The organism is Gallintestinimicrobium propionicum (assembly GCF_025567525.1).
Classification (GTDB): Bacteria; Bacillota; Clostridia; order Lachnospirales; family Lachnospiraceae; genus Gallintestinimicrobium; species Gallintestinimicrobium propionicum.
The window spans coordinates 99,291-117,504 of record NZ_JAOQJY010000004.1 but is presented as its reverse complement, the minus strand read 5'-3'; the positions used below and the strand labels follow the sequence as shown (position 1 = coordinate 117,504).

Here is an 18,214-nt window from a genome sequence, read left to right as displayed (position 1 = left end):
ACAATGACGGAAATCGAATCCACAACAAGCAGTGAGAAGAATAGACGGGTGATCCGGAATATTGTAACAGCGATTGGATATCAGGTTGTCATTGCAGTATTTGGACTGGTACTTCCCAGATTGTATCTGGTTAATTTTGGCTCAGAGGTAAATGGTCTCAACAGCACCATAAAAAATATTTTTGCATATCTGTCCCTTCTGGAGGCGGGGGTTGGACTCTCGGCACAATATTCCCTGTATGGACCTGTAGCAAAGGGCGATACCGGGAGCATCAATGGGATTTTGTCTGCAACACGCAGGTTTTACCTGAAGACGAGCGTGGCATATACTGCGATTACAGTTGGATTTGCGCTGTTATATCCGCTGATTATAAAAACGGAGCTGGATTATTTTACGGTCTGCTGCATCATCCTGCTGTATGGCGTGCCGGGAATTGTGCTGTTTTCACTGCGTGGAAAGTACAATGCATTTCTTGAGGTAGAGGGAAAGAAATATGTTGTGACTTCCCTGGCCATGGTTACGATGGTTCTCTCAAACCTGTTAAAGCTGATTTTTCTGATGCTTTCTGACAATCTGCTTTTGATCCAGGCCACCTACTGTGTACCTTCGATCCTTCAGGTTGTTTTTATCATCTTTTATGTGCGGAAGCATTATCGGTGGATTGACTGGAAGGCAGAGCCGGATCACAGTGCGCTGGCCCAGAAAAACTCCGTTCTGATCCATCAAATTTCTTCCTGTTTATTTTCCAATACAGATACGGTTATTATTTCTTTTATGTGTGGAATGAATTATGCCAGCGTATATGCGGTATTTTCGCTGTTTTTTGCAAATTTCCAACAGCTGATTACGGCATTTTCCAATGGAGTGACGTTTCGGTTCGGACAGCTTTATCACAGTGATCGGAAACAGTTTGAGAAAGCCTTTGAATGGTACGAATCCTTGTATTACATGTTTGTATTCTGGGCGTATACGGTGATCACGGCATTCCTGATGCCCATTATCCGTCTGTATACCAGCGGAATAGCGGATGCAGCGATCTATGACAGCAAGAAGATGCTGCTTTTGTTTGCGGCATGGTCGATCCTGTCCTGTGTGGAAATGCCGTTGATTCAGCTGCAATCCATCGCCGGAAAATTTGATGACACGAAAGGACAGGCTGTCTGGGAAATGGTCATCAATATCTTGGTCTCACTGATCTTAACCTGGCGGATCGGAATTGCAGGCTGTCTGGTAGGAACCCTGGCTGCACTTTCTTATCGGATCATAGCGCTTTTTCGGTACATGTTTGGCAATGTTCGACAGGGAAGTGCAAAACACAGCATCAAAAAGGTTGCAGTCAATGGGATGACAGCAGTAGTTATATTGTCTGTGCTCGGGCTGGACGGCTGCAGGGCAGTCAATTATTTTTATGTTGCGGGAATTGCAGTGTTAAATTCCCTGTGGATTGCGGCACTCTATCTCCTGGTGAATGTTTTAACAAATTTAGAGGAATATAAAGGCCTATGGAAAGAATGGAACAGGTGGCTGAAAATGCGATCCATGAGGTGACAGACTGATAAGGAGTTTGCGGTTGCGTACTTTATCTGAAATTATTGTAAAAAAAGACTACACAGTGAAACAAAAGGCGCGCCCCTTTTTGGATCAGAACAATCCGGTTATCCAGAAGGGGCTGCGGTTCTTTTTTGTTTTTCTGCTGACAGCTGCAGGTCTTGGAGATTGGAAAACCCTCAACAATATGATTGGCGGTCTGCCAAAGGCGATCGCAGTAGGGGTCCTTTGTATAACAGTGGCATATGCGATCATTTTTCCGGATCTGAAACGCTTAAAGCGGATGAAAGGACCTGCGCTGTTTTACATGTCCCTGGTCGCAGCGCTGCTTTTGTGGTCCATGGTGATCTGGATTTTGAATTTTATGAATTTGTCCTCCATGATCCGGGGCTGTTCCAAGGTGATCTTCCAGAGCATTGCAATTTTGACGGCGCTTTCCGGTGCGTATTTGTTTGGTGCAGAAGCAGTGGATCTGTTTGCGGTCAGCATGTGTCTGGCAAACGGGGCGATCATGGTATTGGAGATTCCATCCTTTGGTATTGCAGCGAGCGTACAGTCTCTGATTACCTGTCTGGTGACCTTCGGCGAAGCAGAAGGCTACGCAAGAAATCTGGAGATTCATGATATTACCTTTGTTTTTGGACAGCTGCTGCTCTATTATGTGGCGTTTGCTCCAAAGGAAACACCCGGGGAAAGAAAAAAACGCTGGCGGATGATCTTGCTGTGTGCCTTTTTCTTTCTGGTCGGAATGAAGCGAATCGCTATTCCGGCAGCCCTTCTTTTTATTGTGTATTCCCTGTTTTTGAAACATAAAAAGTTCTTAAAGCCCTTTCTGATCCTACAGGGCTTTTTATGGGTCGCGTTCTTTTTTGTGTATATTTATGGAGTTCGAACGGGAGGAGTCTCCAGGATCCTGAATCTCGTTGGGATCGACATGATGGGGCGGGATTATTTATGGCAGCTTGCAGGGGAGCATTATGATTTCTCCTTCGGCTATATGGGACATGGCTTTGAATATGTGGATTCCATTGTCGCAAGCTGGTACAGCTCCGGTCTGATTAACCATCCCTATCCATTTCACAATGATATTTTGAAGGTGTTCGTGGAAATGGGTTTCCCGGGCTTTATATTGTGGTCCGGCATCCAGTATGTGATAGGTCCGATTTTCTGGACGAAGTATGCGGATAACAACACGGCGCTTTTGTACATGGCGGATCTTGGATATATGACGATCACTTATCTGACGGATAATACGGCATTTTATTTCTGGAGCACGATGGCGCTTCGGATTATTGTGCTTTCTTATGCTGAAAAACGGCATCAGCCGCCCAAGAAGGAGATCTGGAAGCCCAAAAGCAGGGCGGAAATGCAGGAACAGATCCGAAGCATGATGCAGGAGGGATAAAGAGGAGGAGAAAACCAAATGAAGACACCAGGGATTTCCTTTGTGATTCCGGTTTACAATATGGAGCGTTATCTGCCTCGGGTCATCCAATGTCTGAAAGCGCAGACAATGCCCGGGTTCGAAGCGATTTTCGTCAATGACGGTTCCAGGGACAACAGCCTTGCGATCTGTAAGAGCGCTGCGTCAGAGGATCCGCGGTTTCGGATCATCGATCAGCCCAACAAAGGTGTGGCAAAGGCGCGGAATGCAGCGCTGGATGCGGCGCGGGGCGAATATGTCTGTTTTCTGGATCCGGACGACTGGGTGGAGTCTGACATGGCGCAGGTGTTATATGAGGCTGCAAAAAAGGAAAACGCAGATATCGTGATGTTTGGAATTTACAATGATTATTGCGATAAGAACGGCAACTGTGTGAAGACGTTGATCGATGGTCCGGCGCTTTGCGGCGTATATCGGGGGAAACCGTTTCAGGAGTATTTTGACGCGCTGGCATCCTCCTATCTGGTCATCACCAAAATGCTGCGCAGGGCTTGTATTGAGGCAGCCCATCTGAGATTCCCGGAGCGGACACTCGGGGAGGATGGTCTGTTTTATGTAGCGTTTATGCGGCAGAATCCGTCCTGTCTGGTAGCGATCCAAAAGCCATTGTATCATTACACGGTTGCGCGCAGCGCGTCACTTTCCAACTCCTGGCATCCGGAGCGGCTGCAGGACAATTTTTATTTAAGCGATGCGGTCTGGAGCGTGGTAGAGGACTGGGGATTGCAGGATAGCGAAATGCATCGGAAGAAAGCCTGTTACTGTACTGTGCGGGATTTGCAGCTCGGCATTAAAAATGTCTGCAGCGGTCCTTTATCTGCCAAAGAGCGGACAGCTTGGCTGCAAAAAACGGTGAAGCTGCCGCGGGTGGAAAACGCAATAAAAAATACTGCAGTAAAGAGCTTTCACAGCAGAAATGACCGGATTAAGCTGCTTTTATTAAAGCTTCATCAGTATAGGACGGTTATTTGGCTTTCCAGTCAGAGACACCGTTGACAGGCAAACCGGAAAAGGGATGAGAGGGAACATGAGAAAAGTTGTAAGAGCGCTGTGTTATCTGAAGGAACTATGCCTGATGGCCTTTTTTAAGCTGTTCGGTGCGGTCTGCAGGTGCTGCAGTGCCAAATATCGGGAGCTGTGGCTGGTATGTGAGCGCGGAAACGATGCGCGGGATAATGGTTACTGGTTTTACCGGTATTTAAAAGAAGAGCATCCGGAAATCAATGCGCGTTATGTGATCGAGACAGAAAGTGCTGACCGGGCGAAAATCGAGGCGTTGGGAGGAATGGTTCCGAGAGGGAGCTTTTCTCATTATCTGGCGTATTATTGCGCGGATTTTCTGGTTGGCACGCATGTACAGCCCTGTGCGCCGGATTTGATTTTATTTTATCATCTTGCAGGAAAAGGAATCCGGGCGAGGGGAAAACAGGTTTTTTTGCAGCATGGCATCATCAAGGATGAAATGGAATGGCTGCATCGTAAAAATATGTACATGGATTTGTTTGTCTGCGGGGCGAAGCCGGAATATGAATACATTCGCGATACGTTTGGATATCCGGAACATGTGCCGCAGTACGTCGGACTGGCGCGGTTTGATAATTTGATCCGGGCAGAGCGTAAAGAGAAGATGATTCTTGTTATGCCGACCTGGCGCGGCTCCTATTATCCGACAGGGGAGGCGTTTCGAAACACAGCGTATTATGAGCACTTCCAGTCTTTGCTCTGCTGTAAGGAACTGGATCAGCTTTTGGAACAGCAGGATTATCGGCTCGTTTTTTATCCCCATGTCGAAATGCAGAAGGACAGCCGGATGTTTGAATCGGGCTCGGACCGGATCACAATCGTGTCGAAGGAGACCCATGATGTGCAGGAGCTTCTGATGGACTGTGCACTCCTGGTGACGGATTATTCCAGCGTCTTTTTTGATGTGGCGTTTTTGCGCAAGCCTGTTGTGTATTATCAGTTTGACGAAGAGGAGTTTCGTAAATATCATTATCAGAAGGGATATTTCGATTTCCGCCGGGACGGGTTTGGACCGGTATGTACGACACAGGAAGCACTGCTGGGGGCTCTGACGGAAAGCTTTGAAAATGGCATGGAGATGCAGACAGAATACGTGCAGCGTACAGAGCGGTTTTTCCCGCTGCATGACGGAAATAACTGCCGGCGGACGTTTGAAGCGATTGCAAGGCTGAAGGAAAGGAAGGAAAAACATGCTGCGGAATCAGAGAGCTTATCAGTTCATTTATGACTGGACGAAAAACCGCTGCGCCGCTGCAGTCGGCGCGTGGGGCGGAAGAATGGTCGGACGGGCCGTCGTCGGTTTGCTTGGATGCTTAAAAAAAGAACGGATGAGCGAGGATGCGCTTTTGCAGACGGCAGAGGCGGCGAAAAAATGCTATCTCAGACCGGCAGCGGATACAGATGGCTGGCAGGCACTGCAGCCCTTTGGGCAGACGGAAGTCCTTGTTTCCGTCATCGTTCCGGTGCATAACGGAGAGAAGGATTTAAAGCAGTGTCTGAACAGCATTCTGGCGCAGGAGTGCGGCAGTACAGTGGAAATTATTGCAGTCAACGACAATTCTACAGACAGCAGCGGCGATATCCTGGAGGAATATGCAAACTGGGGAGAAGTCAGAAGGGTTGAGCTGACGAAAGAAACCGGTGGAAGTGCAGCGAAGGCACGCAATGCCGGGATTTTGCAGGCAAAAGGAGAATATCTTCTGTTTGTGGACTGTGACGATGTACTGTTGCCGGGAGCGATTTCGGCGCTTTTGCAGAAAGCGCAGCAGACCGGTGCGGATATCGTGCAGGGCGGCTGGCAGTATCTGGATGGAGACGGGAAATTTGGGGCAGCACAGCGGTTTGCAGAACATATTTATGAAAAACGCACGGCATATGACTGTCTGGATTTGCCGGGGACTCCGTGGGCGAAGCTGTATCGTCGGAGCCTGTTTGATGAGATCCGGTTTCCGGCAGGATATACCTGCTTTGAGGATGCGGTCATCCATTTTCTGATTTTTCCGGCGGCAGAAAAGATCGCTTCCATTTCGCAGGTGGTCTATGCATGGCGAAGAAATGCAAACGGAATTACGTTTACCTCGCAGGGAACGAAAAAGGCGGTGCAGGCATACTGGATCGTGGAAGAGCTGTTGGAGCAGCACAGAAGGATCAAGCAGCCGTGGGACGAACTGTTTTATCGAAATCTGACGCTGCAGCTGTCGAATTACTGTTATGTGTGTGTGGCAGGGCTTACGGAAGAAGAAAAACAGGGCGTATTTGCCTGTTGCTGTCTGCTTTACCAAAAAAACGCGGGGGACTATGAAGCAAAACATGCGCCGTTTGCAGTCCGGACAGCGCACCGGGCGCTGATGACCTCGGAGTATGGACTGTGGAAGCTGCAGGGAAAGTGGTTTCCGTTGATTGCATAATAAGTAGGGACGGAAAGGACAGAAAAAGATTGAAAAATAAAATTTTTCAATCGCGAGATTTGTGTCTGCGCGCACTTGACACAAACTCGACATGCGCAAAAAAGCGTGCGCAGAAATGAGCGGAAAAGATGATCAGAATTTTGCAGTCTGTGAGCAATATGGATCGCGGCGGAATCGAAACGATGCTGATGAATTATTACTGGCATCTGGATCGGGATCAGTTCCAGTTTGACTTTCTGGTAAATAAAGAAAAACCGGGATTTTTTGATGATGAGGTGCGTTCTCTGGGCGGTCGTATTTTTATGGGACCGGGACTGAGCCCCTTAAAGTATCCGGAATATCTGCGCTATATGAAGACACTCCTTGACCGGGAAAAAGAAATTAAGGTGCTGCATGCCCATAACGAGGCGATGGAATTTTATGCGTTAAACGGGGCAAAAAAGGCGGGATTTCCGGTTCGAATTGCCCATGCGCATAATACGCATCTGCCGCATGGACTGAAACTGCCGGTCAAGTTGGTTTGTAAGGCGATGATTCCGGGAGCAGCGACGGATTATTTTGCATGCGGGAGAGAAGCCGGAATCTATTATTTCGGTGAAAAACGATGGAACGAGAGCGGTGTGCTTATCCATAATGCCATCGATCTGGAGCGGTTTTGCTACCGCAGCGAGGTACGCACCAGACTTCGCCGGGAATATCAGCTGGAGGATAAGCTGGTGATCGGTTCTGTGGCGCGGTTTATGGTACAGAAAAATCATACCCGGATGCTGGAACAGTTTGCCTGTCTGAAAAAAATATATCCAAACAGCCATCTGCTGCTGGCAGGAGAAGGTGAGCTGCAGGCTGCCATGGAAGAAAAGGCAAAACGGCTTGGAATTTATGACAGCGTTTCGTTTCTCGGCGTGCAAAAGGATACCTCGATCTGGTATCAGGCGATGGATGTTTTCCTGATGCCGTCTTTATTTGAGGGATTGCCGGTTGTCGGAATCGAAGCGCAGGCATCCGGATTGCCGTGTGTGTTCTCGGATACGATTACGGATGAAATCATTCTTTCAGACAGGGCGGTTCGGCTGAGCCTGGAGCAGCCGGACGAGGTCTGGGCAAAGGAATTGATCAGGCTGGGAACGGCTGACAGGGACAGAGCAGAGGGACGCAGCGTTGTACGCAGTGCGGGTTACGATATTGTGGAAGAAACAAAGCGTCTGCAGGAAATTTATGTGAGCCTGATTGAGAAGTAGAGCGGGCGCTTGAGCGGCATGGGAAACTATTGAGAAGCGTTTAGAGGATTGTGAACCGGTGAAGAAATAAAGATCAAGGCGAGTGAAAAGCTTCACTCGCCTTTTCCGATGCTCCGATAAATCCGTGCTGCGATCTCATCCACTTTCCCCTCCGCTTTTTTCCGAAAGACCACCCGGTAAATTTTTTGATACAGCGTATCGACAAGATACCCTGCACAGGTGATGCAAACGGTTGCGATAGCCAGGTAGCCAAGGGACGCAGGCAGGCTTCCAAAACGGGAAAGCGCGATTTTTTCCCAGAGAAATGCGCGGGTAAAATCGCTGTCATGCAGCAAATATACGCCAAAAGAAAGCGGGGCGATCGCAAGGATGATTTTTTTCGGGCGATTGCCCTGAATTTTGATATTCTGGAAGAACAAAAAGAAGCAAACGGATGCGAAAAACACGGTCGGAGACTGGTATCCGCCGAGTGTGTCGAGCATTCCTTCCAGTCCCATCCGTGCTTCGATCCCGGAGGCAGAGATCCGCACCAGAACAGAGAGCAGGGAAAAGACGAAATAGAGGCTCAGGCAGAGGGCAGAGGACATCCGCACCTGATAGATGGAAAGGTATGCTGCCGTAAAATAAAGAACGAAAAACCATACATAACTATAGCCGTTTTCCACCCGCGCCATGCCGGACCAGAAGCAGACGGTCGACCATAGGCTGAATAGGAGAAAGAGCACGATCAGCATAAAACGGTACTGAGCCCTTGTGAGGGAAGCAATTATTTTATTTAACAGCGGGATCGCAAGATACAATATGAAATAGCAGGAGCAAAACCAGTATACACAGGAGGTGGTCGGAAAAACAGCCCGCAGAAGAGTGCCGGCAGATAGAGAGACAGAATTGACAAACAGCCCGATCACAAAGGTCAGCAGAGAATAAAACAGCACCTGCATTTCGATTCGAAACAGGCGGGATACTTTTGTTTTGGACTGCCACATAAAATAGCCGGTCAGCATGACAAAGCAATTGGTAGAGACGCGTCCGAGCATGAACAGGAGCCAGTAGATAAAATAGGGAAAGGTGCCGGGGGCAGCGGTTGTTCCCAGGCCGCCGTGACCGATCCCGTGCATGAGGACGATCATCATCATGGAAAGAATCCGCAGCAGTTCAAAGCCTGCATGGCGGGAGGAATGATCTGATTGCTGAGTCATCGTGAAACCCTCCTTTTGGGTTTAATTCATGACAATAGAATGCTCGCAGAGCGTGCATTCTATTGTTGCGTTACAGCGAAATCTTCGCCTGCTCCAGTGCCTTTGCCACAATCTGGTCGGGGCGCAGCCATGTATCGTAGTAAGCGCGGTTTCGCTGTCCCATCTGCAAAATCTGCTCGGGATGTGCAAGCAGCGTCCTGATCTGTTCGATGCAGCCGTCTGCAGAGGTGTAGGTCAGGTAGTTTTCGCCTGCTTGAAACGGCCCCGGAACCTCATAACAAAGCGGCTCGGACACGATCGCCCTTCCTGCGGCGAGGTATTCTGCAATCTTCCATCCGGAAGACTGGTGCAGACCAGTGGAGGCAATGCAGATTTCGGAGTGCTTCATGCGATGCAGATAGATCCGTTTCCAGGTGGAGTGTTCGGAAAGAATCAGGTCAGGACACTGCGTTTGCGCAAACGGGCTGTCCTGAATGCCTCCGATAAACTGTTCCGGAAATGCGGCGCGCAGCTTTCGTACGAGCAGCATCCGCATTTCGTTGATTTCGCCCCACTGGCGGACGAGCTCCGAATCCGTTTGAACAACTGGTTCTGCCGGGTCCCAGAGGCGAGTGATAAAAAGAATCCGGGGGCGGGCAGAAACGTGCGTCATCTTTGCTTCATAGTCGGAGACGTAGCAGGTCACCCCTTTGATGCGTTTTTTCAAAAATCCGATTTTCGAAGTGGTACCAATCAGAGGGGAGCCAGGACAGAACACGTGATAGTTGAAGCCCAGCGGATGAATTTTTTCTGAAAATGCTCCGAAAACCTCACTGTTTTTAACAGATGAAAAAGACCGTTTAAAAACGATATCTGCGGAATGATACAACGGGAAAACTGTTTCCGGGCGGTTATACCAGTAGCCGTCCATCAGGTCAAACAGAATCCGGATCCCATTGACCTGGGCCTCCAGAAACGCTTCCTGATAAACAGGAGAGTCTTTGCGGCAGTCAAGGATGTCGAGAGTAAGCTTATTTTCCCGGGAAAGCATTTGGAAGCCGGTCAGGATCTGGCTGAGATGGTCTGCGCCAGACAGCAGACGGACAGTAACCTTCATAGATCAGAGATCCTTTCGTAGTGGATTGTTTTACATAAAGTAATACTTGTTTTATAGTTTTACTGTAATCGTTTTCCATAAGGGTGTCAATGATTTTCACTTTTTAACGCACTGCAGTATCCGGTTGTTCTTCTTAGGTATGCATGGTATAATTACGCCGATCGGTCAGGCATAAAACAATTATTTACAGGATAAAAAGGAAGAGGATATGCAGAAAAAATGGATTGCAGGAGGCTTGCTTGTGCTGGGGCTGTTGGGAATGTGTGGCTGCAGCAGTCAGGCCTTCGTATCGGAGCAGCAGACGGGGACAGTACTTACGCAAGAAGAGACTGGCTTGGAATTTCAGGACGGTACGTATCAGATGGAGGTGGAGCTTTTGGGGGGAAGCGGCAGGGCATCTGTCACTTCTCCGGCAAAGGTGGAAATAAAGGACGGAAAAGCAGTGGCAACGCTGGAATGGAGCAGCCCCAATTATGACTACATGGTGGTGGACGGGGAAAAATATCTTCCGGTCAATACAGAGGGAAATTCTGTGTTTCAAATTCCGGTGGAGGCATTCGACCAGGATATTGTCGTCATCGCAGATACAGTGGCGATGAGCACACCCCATGAAATCGAATACACGCTGAACTTTCATGCCGGGGAAAACGGTCAGAATGCAGCAAAGGCAGGTACGACCGAACAGGAAGATGCCGATGGTGCAGAAAAAGGGCAGCAGACAGCTGCAGTCGGAGAAAACCCTGCGAAGACAGCAGCCGCCCCTCTGACCTACGATCACAGCATGGAGCTTTCCTACGCGGAAAATTTTGCAGTGGATTATTACGAGGGCGGCTATAAGCTTCTGACCACACGGCTAAATGGAGACCGGATTTTGATTGTTCCAAAACATCAGCAAGCTCCGGAGGACGCAGAAGCATTGGTCAGCCCCTCTGCAGAGGGAGAGCCCGGAAAGCTGATCGTGCTGCAGGAGCCTGTGAAAAACCTGTATCTGGTGGCTTCCAGCGTAATGGATATGTTTGCACAGTTAGACAGCATGGACGCGATTTCCATGTGCGGCTTAAAGGAAGAGGACTGGTATATTCCGGCGGCAAAGCAGGCGATGAAGGATGGCACTCTCCTTTATGCCGGAAAGTACAGTCAGCCGGATTATGAATTGCTCCTATCTCAAAACTGCAGCATGGCCATCGAAAATTCGATGATCTACCACACCCCGGAGGTGATGGAAAAGCTCGGCGAATTCGGCATCCCAACGCTGGTGGAGTATTCCAGCTATGAGGAACATCCCCTCGGGCGCGTGGAATGGGTACGTTTTTTCGGTGCGCTGCTGGATCAGGAAGAAAAAGCAGATCAATTGTTTGAAAAACAAAAAGAAGCATTAAAGCGCGTAGAAACAGAAGAAAGCACAGGAAAAACCGTCGCTTTTTTCTATATCACTTCAAACGGACTGGTGCAGGTACGCCAGAGCACGGATTATATCCCCAAAATGATCGAGCTTGCCGGCGGAAAGTATGTCTTTGAAAATTTGGGAGATCCGGACTCCCGCCGTTCAACGGTCAATCTGCAGCTGGAGGATTTTTATGATGGGGCGCAGGATGCAGACTTTTTAGTGTATAACACGACGATCGACAGGCAGGTACAGACCCTGGAGGATTTGTTGAAAAAGTGCAGTCTGTTAAAGGATTTTAAGGCAGTAAAAAATCATCAGGTCTGGTGTACGACAGAGGATATGTATCAGCAGTCCATGTCGGCCGGAAATCTGATCGAGGATTTTCACAGGATGCTGACGGGCGATGACAAAGAGACCAGGTATTTGTACCGGTTAAAGTAGTAAGGAAAGACAACAGAAGGGATAACACAGCATGGAAAAAAACTCCGCAGACAGTGCAGTACGGAAAAAAAGAAGGATTCTGGCAGCGTTTTTGCTGCTGGCAGCAACAATGGCTGCAGGCATATTGCTCAATATCTGTATCGGAAGCGTCTCGGTTTCCCTGTCCGAAATCCTAAAGATCCTGTCCGGTCAGCCAATGGGGGAAAAGCAGCAGACGATCATATTGCAGCTGCGCCTGCCCCGCACGATCCTTGCAGCAGTATTAGGAGGTGCACTGGCGCTGTCCGGTTACCTTTTGCAGACCTTTTTCCATAATCCCATCGCCGGACCCTTTGTACTTGGAATCTCCTCCGGGGCAAAGATGGTGGTGGCACTCGTCATGGTTTTTTCCCTGGGCAGGGGCAGGATGGTGAATTCGGCAGGGATGATCACTGCGGCATTTGCAGGGGCGATGCTTTCCATGGGCTTTGTCCTGTTGATGTCGAGGCGGATCAGGCGGATGTCCATGCTGGTGGTCAGCGGCGTGATGATCGGATATATCTGCTCGGCGGTGACGGAGCTGGTCGTGACGTTTGCGCAGGATGCGGACATTGTAAATCTTCATAATTGGTCCCTGGGCAGCTTTTCCGGAACGACCTGGAGCAGCGTCAGGGCGGCCTGCATCTGTGTGACGGTCATTTTTGTGCTGGTGTTTCTGATGTCGAAGCCACTGTCCGCCTATCAGCTTGGCGAATCGTATGCGTTAAATCTCGGTGTGAATGTGAGACTTTTACGAATTGGAATGGTCGTATTTTCAAGTATTCTGTCCGCGTGCGTTGTGGCCTTCGCCGGACCGATCTCCTTTGTCGGGATCGCAGTCCCGCAGCTGGTCAAAAAAATGCTGGGAACCGCAGAACCGATCTGGATGATCCCGGCCAGCTTTCTGGGGGGAAGTGTTTTTTGCCTGTTCTGTGATCTGCTGGCGCGGACGCTGTTTGCACCGACAGAGCTGAGTATCAGCACGGTGACGGCAGTGTTTGGTGCACCGGTGGTTCTCTGGGTGATGGCTTACGGGAAAAAGGAGAGAGTGGACTGATGGCATATTATTTTCAGGCGAAACAGCTTTGTGTCGGATATCAGAACCAGCCGCTGATACAGAATATTGAGATCGAATTGAAAAAAGGGGAAATCCTGACGCTGATCGGTCCAAACGGTGCCGGAAAATCCACCATTTTAAAAAGCATTGCGCGTCAGCTGGAGCTTTTGGGAGGCAGTGTCCTTTTGGAGGATAAAAATTTGCAGAGCCTTTCGGGACGTGAGCTGGCAAAAAAGATGGCGGTTGTCTTTACAAAGCGGCCGCATACAGAGCTGATGACCTGTGAGGATGTGGTGGCAACCGGGCGTTACCCTTATACCGGGCGGTTCGGAGTTTTGTCCGCAAAGGATCATGAAGCCGTGCAGGAAGCAATGGAAGCCGTGCATGTGCTGGAATTCAAGGACCGGGATTTTGCGAGGATCAGCGACGGACAGAGACAACGTATCCTGCTTGCCAGGGCGATTTGTCAGCAGCCGGAAATCCTGCTGTTGGATGAGCCGACTTCCTATCTGGATATAAAATATAAGCTGGAATTTCTTTCCGTGCTGCAGGAGCTTCAGAAAAAAAAGGGACTGACAGTGATCCTGTCGCTGCATGAGCTGGAGCTTGCCGCGCGGGTATCTGACCGGATTTTGTGTGTGGATGGAGCCTTTGTGGAGCAGGTCGGCACGCCGGAGGAAATTTTTAGGCCGGGACATCTTTCGAAGCTGTTTCAGATCACTCAGGGGAGCTTTGAGGAAGAAAGCCAGGAAATGGAGCTGGCGGCAGTAAAAGGGACTCCGGAGGTATTTGTCATCGCCGGGAATGGCAGCGGAAGAAATACGTTTCGGAGGCTGCAGCGGGAGGGGATTCCCTTTGCGGCAGGACTGCTTTGGGAAAACGACCTGGATTATCCGGCGGCAAAGGCACTTTCCTCTCAGCTTTTCTCAGTACCGGCCTTTGAGCCGGTTCCGGAGGCGCTTTTGGAGCAGGCGATGCGCTGCATGGACAGCTGTCGGAAGGTGATCTGCTGTCGGGAGTCCTTCGGAACCCTGGAGGATGCTCAAAAGAGGCTGTTGGCATATGCCAAAGCCCGGGGCTTGTCTGAACGGGATGCACAAAATTGTGTTTAAAATATATGGATTTTTGTAGAAAATTCTGATAGAATAATATCGATAGTATCGTTAAATTGCAGTCAAATGCCGGTAAAGCGTGTATGTTGTGGATAAGGAATCTGACTGCAGAAAAAAGGAGGACTTACTTATGGGATTGATAAAAGCGGCAATGGGCGCAGCTGGCGGTGTAATGGCGGATCAGTGGAAGGAGTATTTTTACTGTGAAGCCCTTCCGGTTGATGTTCTGGCGGTAAGAGGGCGCAAGAAGGTATCCGGCAGATCAAGCAACAAGGGCGGCGACAATGTGATTTCCAACGGTTCCCTGATTGCAGTTGCAGACGGTCAGTGTATGTTGATCGTAGACCAGGGTAAGATCGTGGATGTGTGCGCAGAACCGGGTGAATATACATATGATATGTCTACAGAACCGTCTGTTTTTACAGGAAGCTTAGGCGCTGGTATCAGTGCGGTGTTCAAAAATATCGGCAAGCGTTTTACTTTCGGCGGCGAGACACCTAAAGAACAGAGAGTTTATTATTTCAATACAAAGGAAATTACCGGCAATAAATACGGGACTCCGTCTCCGGTTCCGTTCCGGGTGGTAGATGAACGGGCAGGCATCGATCTGGATATCGGTATCCGCTGCTTTGGAGCCTACAGCTACAGAATCACGAATCCGCTGCTGTTCTACACCAATGTCTGCGGTAATGTATCAGAGGATTATACCCGTGATAAGATTGATGATCAGTTAAAGTCAGAGCTGTTGACAGCACTGCAGCCCGCCTTTGCAAGGGTTGGGGAAACCGGTGTCCGTTATTCCGGTCTGACTGCCCATACAAAGGAGATCTCGAAAGCATTAAATGATGAGCTTTCTGCAGAATGGAAGGATGTCCGCGGTCTGGAGATCGTTTCCTTTGGCGTATCTTCCGTCAAGGCAAGTGAAGAAGACGAGCAGATGATCAAAGAGATGCAGCGTGAAGCTGCATATATGGATCCGACCCGTGCAGCCGGCGCCCTGTCCCGTGCCCAGGCTCAGGCAATGACAGCAGCTGCTTCCAATACGTCAGCCGGTCCTGCAATGGCATTTATGGGAATGGGCATGGCACAGCAGGCAGGCGGCATCAATGCGCAGAGCCTGTATGCGATGGGGCAGCAGCAACAGATGGCGGCACAGCAGGCAGCAGCGAATGCGGCAGCACAGCAGGCAGCGGCAGCACCGAAGATGGAAGCTCCTGCAGGGGGCTGGAAATGCAGCTGCGGCGCAGTAAACACCGGAAAATTCTGTGCAGAATGCGGTCAGCCCAAGCCTGTTGACGATACCTGGACCTGCAGCTGCGGTGCAGTCAACAAAGGCAGATTCTGTTCCGAATGCGGAAAGCCCAAACCGGCTGCAGTAAAACAGTATAAATGCAACAAGTGCGGCTGGGTTCCGGAGGATCCCACCAATCCGCCGAAATTCTGCCCGGAGTGCGGAGACCCCTTTGATGCAGGAGATGTACAGAACTGATCCAAAGAGATACAGGGATGATTACGATTCTGAGAGGGGATGAGCTGTTATGGCGGAACAAATTACCAATTATCAGTGTCCGGCCTGTACCGGACCGCTGCATTATTCGGAAAGCCTTGGCAAGCTGAAATGTGATTACTGCGGTACGGAGTATGAAGTCGCAGAAATCGAAGCGATGTATGCCAAGAAGGAAGAAAAATCTGTCGAAGTCCAGAAAAAGGCAGAAAAAGAGACGGAACAGAAAAAGCAACAGCAGGCAAAGGCGGCCGAAGAGGGCTGGGATACTTCGGATATCAGTGATAACTGGGGCAAGGATGCAGCAGGCATGAAAAGCTACAATTGTCCCTCCTGCGGCGCGGAGCTGATCTGCGATGAGACGACTGCTGCAACCTCCTGTCCCTACTGCGGGAATCCGACTGTTGTGCCCGGACAGTTTTCCGGTGTATTGAAGCCGGATTATGTGATCCCGTTTAAGGTCAGCAAAAAAGAAGCAATCGAAAAACTGAAAATGCACTATAAGGGAAGACCTTATTTGCCGAAATCCTTTAAGGACGACAACCATATCGAAGAGATCCAGGGCGTTTATGTTCCGTTCTGGATGTTCGACGGCAAAGCCTCCGGAGAAGCATCCTATAAGGCTACGACATCGAAGGTATACGAAAAGGGTGACGAAGAGATTACGGAAACCCGTCATTATGAGGTATCCCGTGCCGGCTCCATCGGCTTTGAGAAAATTCCGGTGGATGCGTCATCCAAAATGCCGGATGATCATATGGATTCCATCGAGCCCTATGATTACAGCGGGTTAAAGGAGTTTTCCACTGCATATCTGCCGGGCTTTCTTGCAGACAAATATGATGTGAGTGTCAAGGACAGCCAGAAGCGTGCGGATACGCGCTGTGCCAGCACACTGGAGGATGCCCTTCGGGGAACGGTAACCGGATATGACTCCTGTACTCTTGAGCACAAGCAGATCGATTTAAAGCGCGGCAAGGTACATTATGCACTGCTTCCGGTCTGGATGCTGCATACGAAATGGAACGGACAGGATTTTTTGTTTGCGATGAACGGTCAGACCGGCAAGATGGTCGGCGACCTTCCGACGAGCAAAGGAAAGTTCTGGGGATTGTTTGCAGCCATTGCAGCACCGATGACGGTTGTGCTGACGATCATTTTGATGCTGTCGTAAGGGGGAGAAAGAGATGAAGAAAAAACCGAACGGATTTGTTTCTGTGCTGCTGGCCCTTTGTCTTCTTCTGGCTCCGATGACAGTTTTTGCAGAGAGCAATGCACAGTTAAATTATGTAACGGATGATGCCGGGATCCTGACAGACAGTCAGTGGGAAGATCTGGAGCAGCGTGCACAGCAGGTCTCCGAAGAATATCAGTGCGGCGTCTATATGATAACGGTTGATGATTATACGGATTACAGCACGGAGAGCGTATATACCGCAGATTATACCATCTATCATGACTATGAGATGGGCATGGGAGAGGACCGGGACGGCATTATGATCCTGCTGAGCATGGAGGATCGGGATTATGCGATGTTTGTATACGGTCCGAAGGCTTCTGAGGTGTTCAACGCGTATGGTCAGGAACAGCTGGAAACCTATTTCCTGGATAATTTCCGGGATGACGACTGGTATGGAGGCTTTGGTGACTATATCGATGCCTGCAGCAATTACTTACAGCTTGCAGAGCAGGGAACACCTGTCAGTGCGCCCGAGGGATACGATTCCGGTGACTATGAGGATTATGAAGCGACTCCCGGAGAAAATTTCGGAGTGAGCTTTTTAATGGCACTTGGAATTTCCTGTGTGATTTCTATCATTATCTGTCTGCTGCTGCTGTTGAAGATGCACACGGTGCATCAGAAAACAGAAGCGAACGATTATGTCTCCGAAAAGCTAAAGCTGAGCCGGAAAGAGGATCGTTACACTCACACGACCCAGACAAGACGCAAAATTGAGAGAGAAAGCTCTTCCTCCTCAAGTACCCAAAGCGAAAGCGGTGGAGGAGGCTCGGGACGAAGCGGAAAGTTCTAAACAGAGCAAATCAGAATAAAAAAAGCGACCGGCGGGAGAATTTCTTCCTGCTGGTCGCTTTGCGTTATTCATGACAATAGAATGCTCGCAGAGCGTGCATTCTATTGTTGCTTCTTCATCGGGTGCACTGTCCAAGAAACGCGCAGATCTCATCGATCAGCGCAGCGTTGTCATACTTGTGGTAGTTATCATAAAACGCATAGAAGCTTCCCTTGATGAGCATGGAGAGGCGAATGTTGAACTGCATATTATCTGTATATTCCGGTTTCAGGCGGTAAATATATTCCCGGATCGACGAATCGACGAGGTCTGGGAGAATATGCGCCTGCGAACCGGAGAACAGAAGCTGGATCAGATTGATCTGAGAAAAGAAGCCCGTTGTGATTTCCCTTGTGAACACATCGGGCTTTTCCAGTACATTTTCCGGTCTGGAAATACTGTTTAAAATATTGGTGAGCACCTCTTTCCCGATCTGCTCGGAAAGGTCGTAAATATCCTGATAATGGAGATAAAAGGTGGCTTTGCTGATTTCTGCGAGGGCGGCAAGTTCCCGGATCGTGATTTTTTCGATCGGCTTTTGGGCACGCAGCATCAGAAATGCATTCTTGATGGCGCGTTTGGTTTTGATTTCCCGTTGATCCAAAAGAATTCCCTCCTTTCTGGACAATTTGCCCGAAACGTCCAGTATTGTAACAAGGGGCAGGAT

The 18,214-nt window shown here is 49.4% G+C and carries 15 protein-coding genes; 12 read left to right on the top strand and 3 right to left on the bottom strand.

The annotated features are described in order from the left end of the window. The first annotated feature begins 3 nt into the window (after nucleotides 1–3). The 6 genes from OCV62_RS04595 to OCV62_RS04570 all read left to right on the top strand — a co-directional run bounded on the left by OCV62_RS04595 (nucleotide 4) and on the right by OCV62_RS04570 (nucleotide 7,661). The gene (locus tag OCV62_RS04595) at nucleotides 4–1,548 is read left to right on the top strand and encodes a lipopolysaccharide biosynthesis protein (protein WP_262585372.1); all 1,545 of its coding nucleotides are present in this window, start codon (nucleotides 4–6) and stop codon (nucleotides 1,546–1,548) included. A 64-nt stretch (nucleotides 1,549–1,612) separates the two neighbouring features. Further along, nucleotides 1,613–2,953 (top strand): O-antigen ligase family protein, encoded by a 1,341-nt coding sequence (locus tag OCV62_RS04590; RefSeq protein ID WP_262585371.1) that lies wholly within the window; start codon nucleotides 1,613–1,615, stop codon nucleotides 2,951–2,953. A gap of 18 nt (nucleotides 2,954–2,971) precedes the next feature. Then, nucleotides 2,972–3,988 carry a glycosyltransferase family 2 protein gene (locus OCV62_RS04585; protein ID WP_262585370.1) on the top strand — a complete coding sequence of 339 codons (1,017 nt, stop codon included), beginning with the start codon at nucleotides 2,972–2,974 and terminating at the stop codon, nucleotides 3,986–3,988. Between the two features lie 31 nt (nucleotides 3,989–4,019). Continuing rightward, nucleotides 4,020–5,243, top strand: a complete 1,224-nt coding sequence (locus OCV62_RS04580) for a CDP-glycerol glycerophosphotransferase family protein (protein ID WP_262585369.1) — start codon at nucleotides 4,020–4,022, stop codon at nucleotides 5,241–5,243. Then, nucleotides 5,206–6,423: a glycosyltransferase family 2 protein gene (locus OCV62_RS04575; RefSeq protein ID WP_262585368.1), complete on the top strand. Its 1,218-nt coding sequence runs from the start codon at nucleotides 5,206–5,208 to the stop codon at nucleotides 6,421–6,423. Before OCV62_RS04580 ends, OCV62_RS04575 begins: the two co-directional genes overlap by 38 nt. A 128-nt stretch (nucleotides 6,424–6,551) precedes the next feature. Further along, on the top strand, nucleotides 6,552–7,661 hold the full coding sequence (locus tag OCV62_RS04570; protein WP_262585367.1) for a glycosyltransferase family 1 protein: 1,110 nt from the start codon (nucleotides 6,552–6,554) through the stop codon (nucleotides 7,659–7,661). 92 nt (nucleotides 7,662–7,753) lie between these two features. Here the strand turns inward: OCV62_RS04570 and OCV62_RS04565 are convergent, their stop codons facing one another. Continuing rightward, on the bottom strand, nucleotides 7,754–8,860 hold the full coding sequence (locus OCV62_RS04565) for an acyltransferase (RefSeq protein WP_262585366.1): 1,107 nt from the start codon (nucleotides 8,858–8,860) through the stop codon (nucleotides 7,754–7,756). A 70-nt stretch (nucleotides 8,861–8,930) separates the two neighbouring features. Further along, nucleotides 8,931–9,956, bottom strand: a complete 1,026-nt coding sequence (locus OCV62_RS04560) for a glycosyltransferase (protein WP_262585365.1) — start codon at nucleotides 9,954–9,956, stop codon at nucleotides 8,931–8,933. A 208-nt stretch (nucleotides 9,957–10,164) separates the two neighbouring features. Here OCV62_RS04560 and OCV62_RS04555 point away from each other — a divergent pair, with 208 nt between their 5' ends. From OCV62_RS04555 to OCV62_RS04530, 6 genes are all read left to right on the top strand, one after another. Then, complete coding sequence (locus OCV62_RS04555; RefSeq protein ID WP_262585364.1) at nucleotides 10,165–11,784, top strand: ABC transporter substrate-binding protein; 1,620 nt, start codon at nucleotides 10,165–10,167, stop codon at nucleotides 11,782–11,784. A 31-nt stretch (nucleotides 11,785–11,815) separates the two neighbouring features. Continuing rightward, a complete protein-coding gene (locus tag OCV62_RS04550) occupies nucleotides 11,816–12,859 on the top strand; it encodes a FecCD family ABC transporter permease (RefSeq protein WP_262585363.1) in 1,044 nt (347 codons plus the stop codon). Continuing rightward, nucleotides 12,859–13,971: an ABC transporter ATP-binding protein gene (locus OCV62_RS04545; RefSeq protein ID WP_021915922.1), complete on the top strand. Its 1,113-nt coding sequence runs from the start codon at nucleotides 12,859–12,861 to the stop codon at nucleotides 13,969–13,971. Before OCV62_RS04550 ends, OCV62_RS04545 begins: the two co-directional genes overlap by 1 nt. Before the next feature lie 130 nt (nucleotides 13,972–14,101). Further along, a complete protein-coding gene (locus tag OCV62_RS04540; protein WP_262585362.1) occupies nucleotides 14,102–15,460 on the top strand; it encodes an SPFH domain-containing protein in 1,359 nt (452 codons plus the stop codon). Nucleotides 15,461–15,509: 49 nt separating this feature from the next. Further along, entirely contained in the window at nucleotides 15,510–16,649 is a 1,140-nt protein-coding gene (locus OCV62_RS04535) for a hypothetical protein (protein WP_262585361.1), read from the top strand. Nucleotides 16,650–16,662: 13 nt separating this feature from the next. Next, nucleotides 16,663–17,508 carry a TPM domain-containing protein gene (locus OCV62_RS04530; protein WP_021915925.1) on the top strand — a complete coding sequence of 282 codons (846 nt, stop codon included), beginning with the start codon at nucleotides 16,663–16,665 and terminating at the stop codon, nucleotides 17,506–17,508. A 115-nt stretch (nucleotides 17,509–17,623) separates the two neighbouring features. Here the strand turns inward: OCV62_RS04530 and OCV62_RS04525 are convergent, their stop codons facing one another. Further along, entirely contained in the window at nucleotides 17,624–18,151 is a 528-nt protein-coding gene (locus OCV62_RS04525; protein ID WP_021915926.1) for a TetR/AcrR family transcriptional regulator, read from the bottom strand. Nucleotides 18,152–18,214: the final 63 nt, after the last annotated feature.

What these genes read in the sequence shown, in the direction of transcription:
- OCV62_RS04595 (WP_262585372.1), top strand. Translation starts at nt 4, where the DNA reads ATGACGGAAATCGAATCCACAACAAGCAGTGAGAAGAATAGACGGGTG.
- OCV62_RS04585 (WP_262585370.1), top strand. Translation starts at nt 2,972, where the DNA reads ATGAAGACACCAGGGATTTCCTTTGTGATTCCGGTTTACAATATGGAG.
- OCV62_RS04580 (WP_262585369.1), top strand. Translation starts at nt 4,020, where the DNA reads ATGAGAAAAGTTGTAAGAGCGCTGTGTTATCTGAAGGAACTATGCCTG.
- OCV62_RS04575 (WP_262585368.1), top strand. Translation starts at nt 5,206, where the DNA reads ATGCTGCGGAATCAGAGAGCTTATCAGTTCATTTATGACTGGACGAAA.
- OCV62_RS04570 (WP_262585367.1), top strand. Translation starts at nt 6,552, where the DNA reads ATGATCAGAATTTTGCAGTCTGTGAGCAATATGGATCGCGGCGGAATC.
- OCV62_RS04565 (WP_262585366.1), bottom strand. Translation starts at nt 8,860, where the DNA reads ATGACTCAGCAATCAGATCATTCCTCCCGCCATGCAGGCTTTGAACTG.
- OCV62_RS04560 (WP_262585365.1), bottom strand. Translation starts at nt 9,956, where the DNA reads ATGAAGGTTACTGTCCGTCTGCTGTCTGGCGCAGACCATCTCAGCCAG.
- OCV62_RS04555 (WP_262585364.1), top strand. Translation starts at nt 10,165, where the DNA reads ATGCAGAAAAAATGGATTGCAGGAGGCTTGCTTGTGCTGGGGCTGTTG.
- OCV62_RS04550 (WP_262585363.1), top strand. Translation starts at nt 11,816, where the DNA reads ATGGAAAAAAACTCCGCAGACAGTGCAGTACGGAAAAAAAGAAGGATT.
- OCV62_RS04545 (WP_021915922.1), top strand. Translation starts at nt 12,859, where the DNA reads ATGGCATATTATTTTCAGGCGAAACAGCTTTGTGTCGGATATCAGAAC.
- OCV62_RS04540 (WP_262585362.1), top strand. Translation starts at nt 14,102, where the DNA reads ATGGGATTGATAAAAGCGGCAATGGGCGCAGCTGGCGGTGTAATGGCG.
- OCV62_RS04535 (WP_262585361.1), top strand. Translation starts at nt 15,510, where the DNA reads ATGGCGGAACAAATTACCAATTATCAGTGTCCGGCCTGTACCGGACCG.
- OCV62_RS04530 (WP_021915925.1), top strand. Translation starts at nt 16,663, where the DNA reads ATGAAGAAAAAACCGAACGGATTTGTTTCTGTGCTGCTGGCCCTTTGT.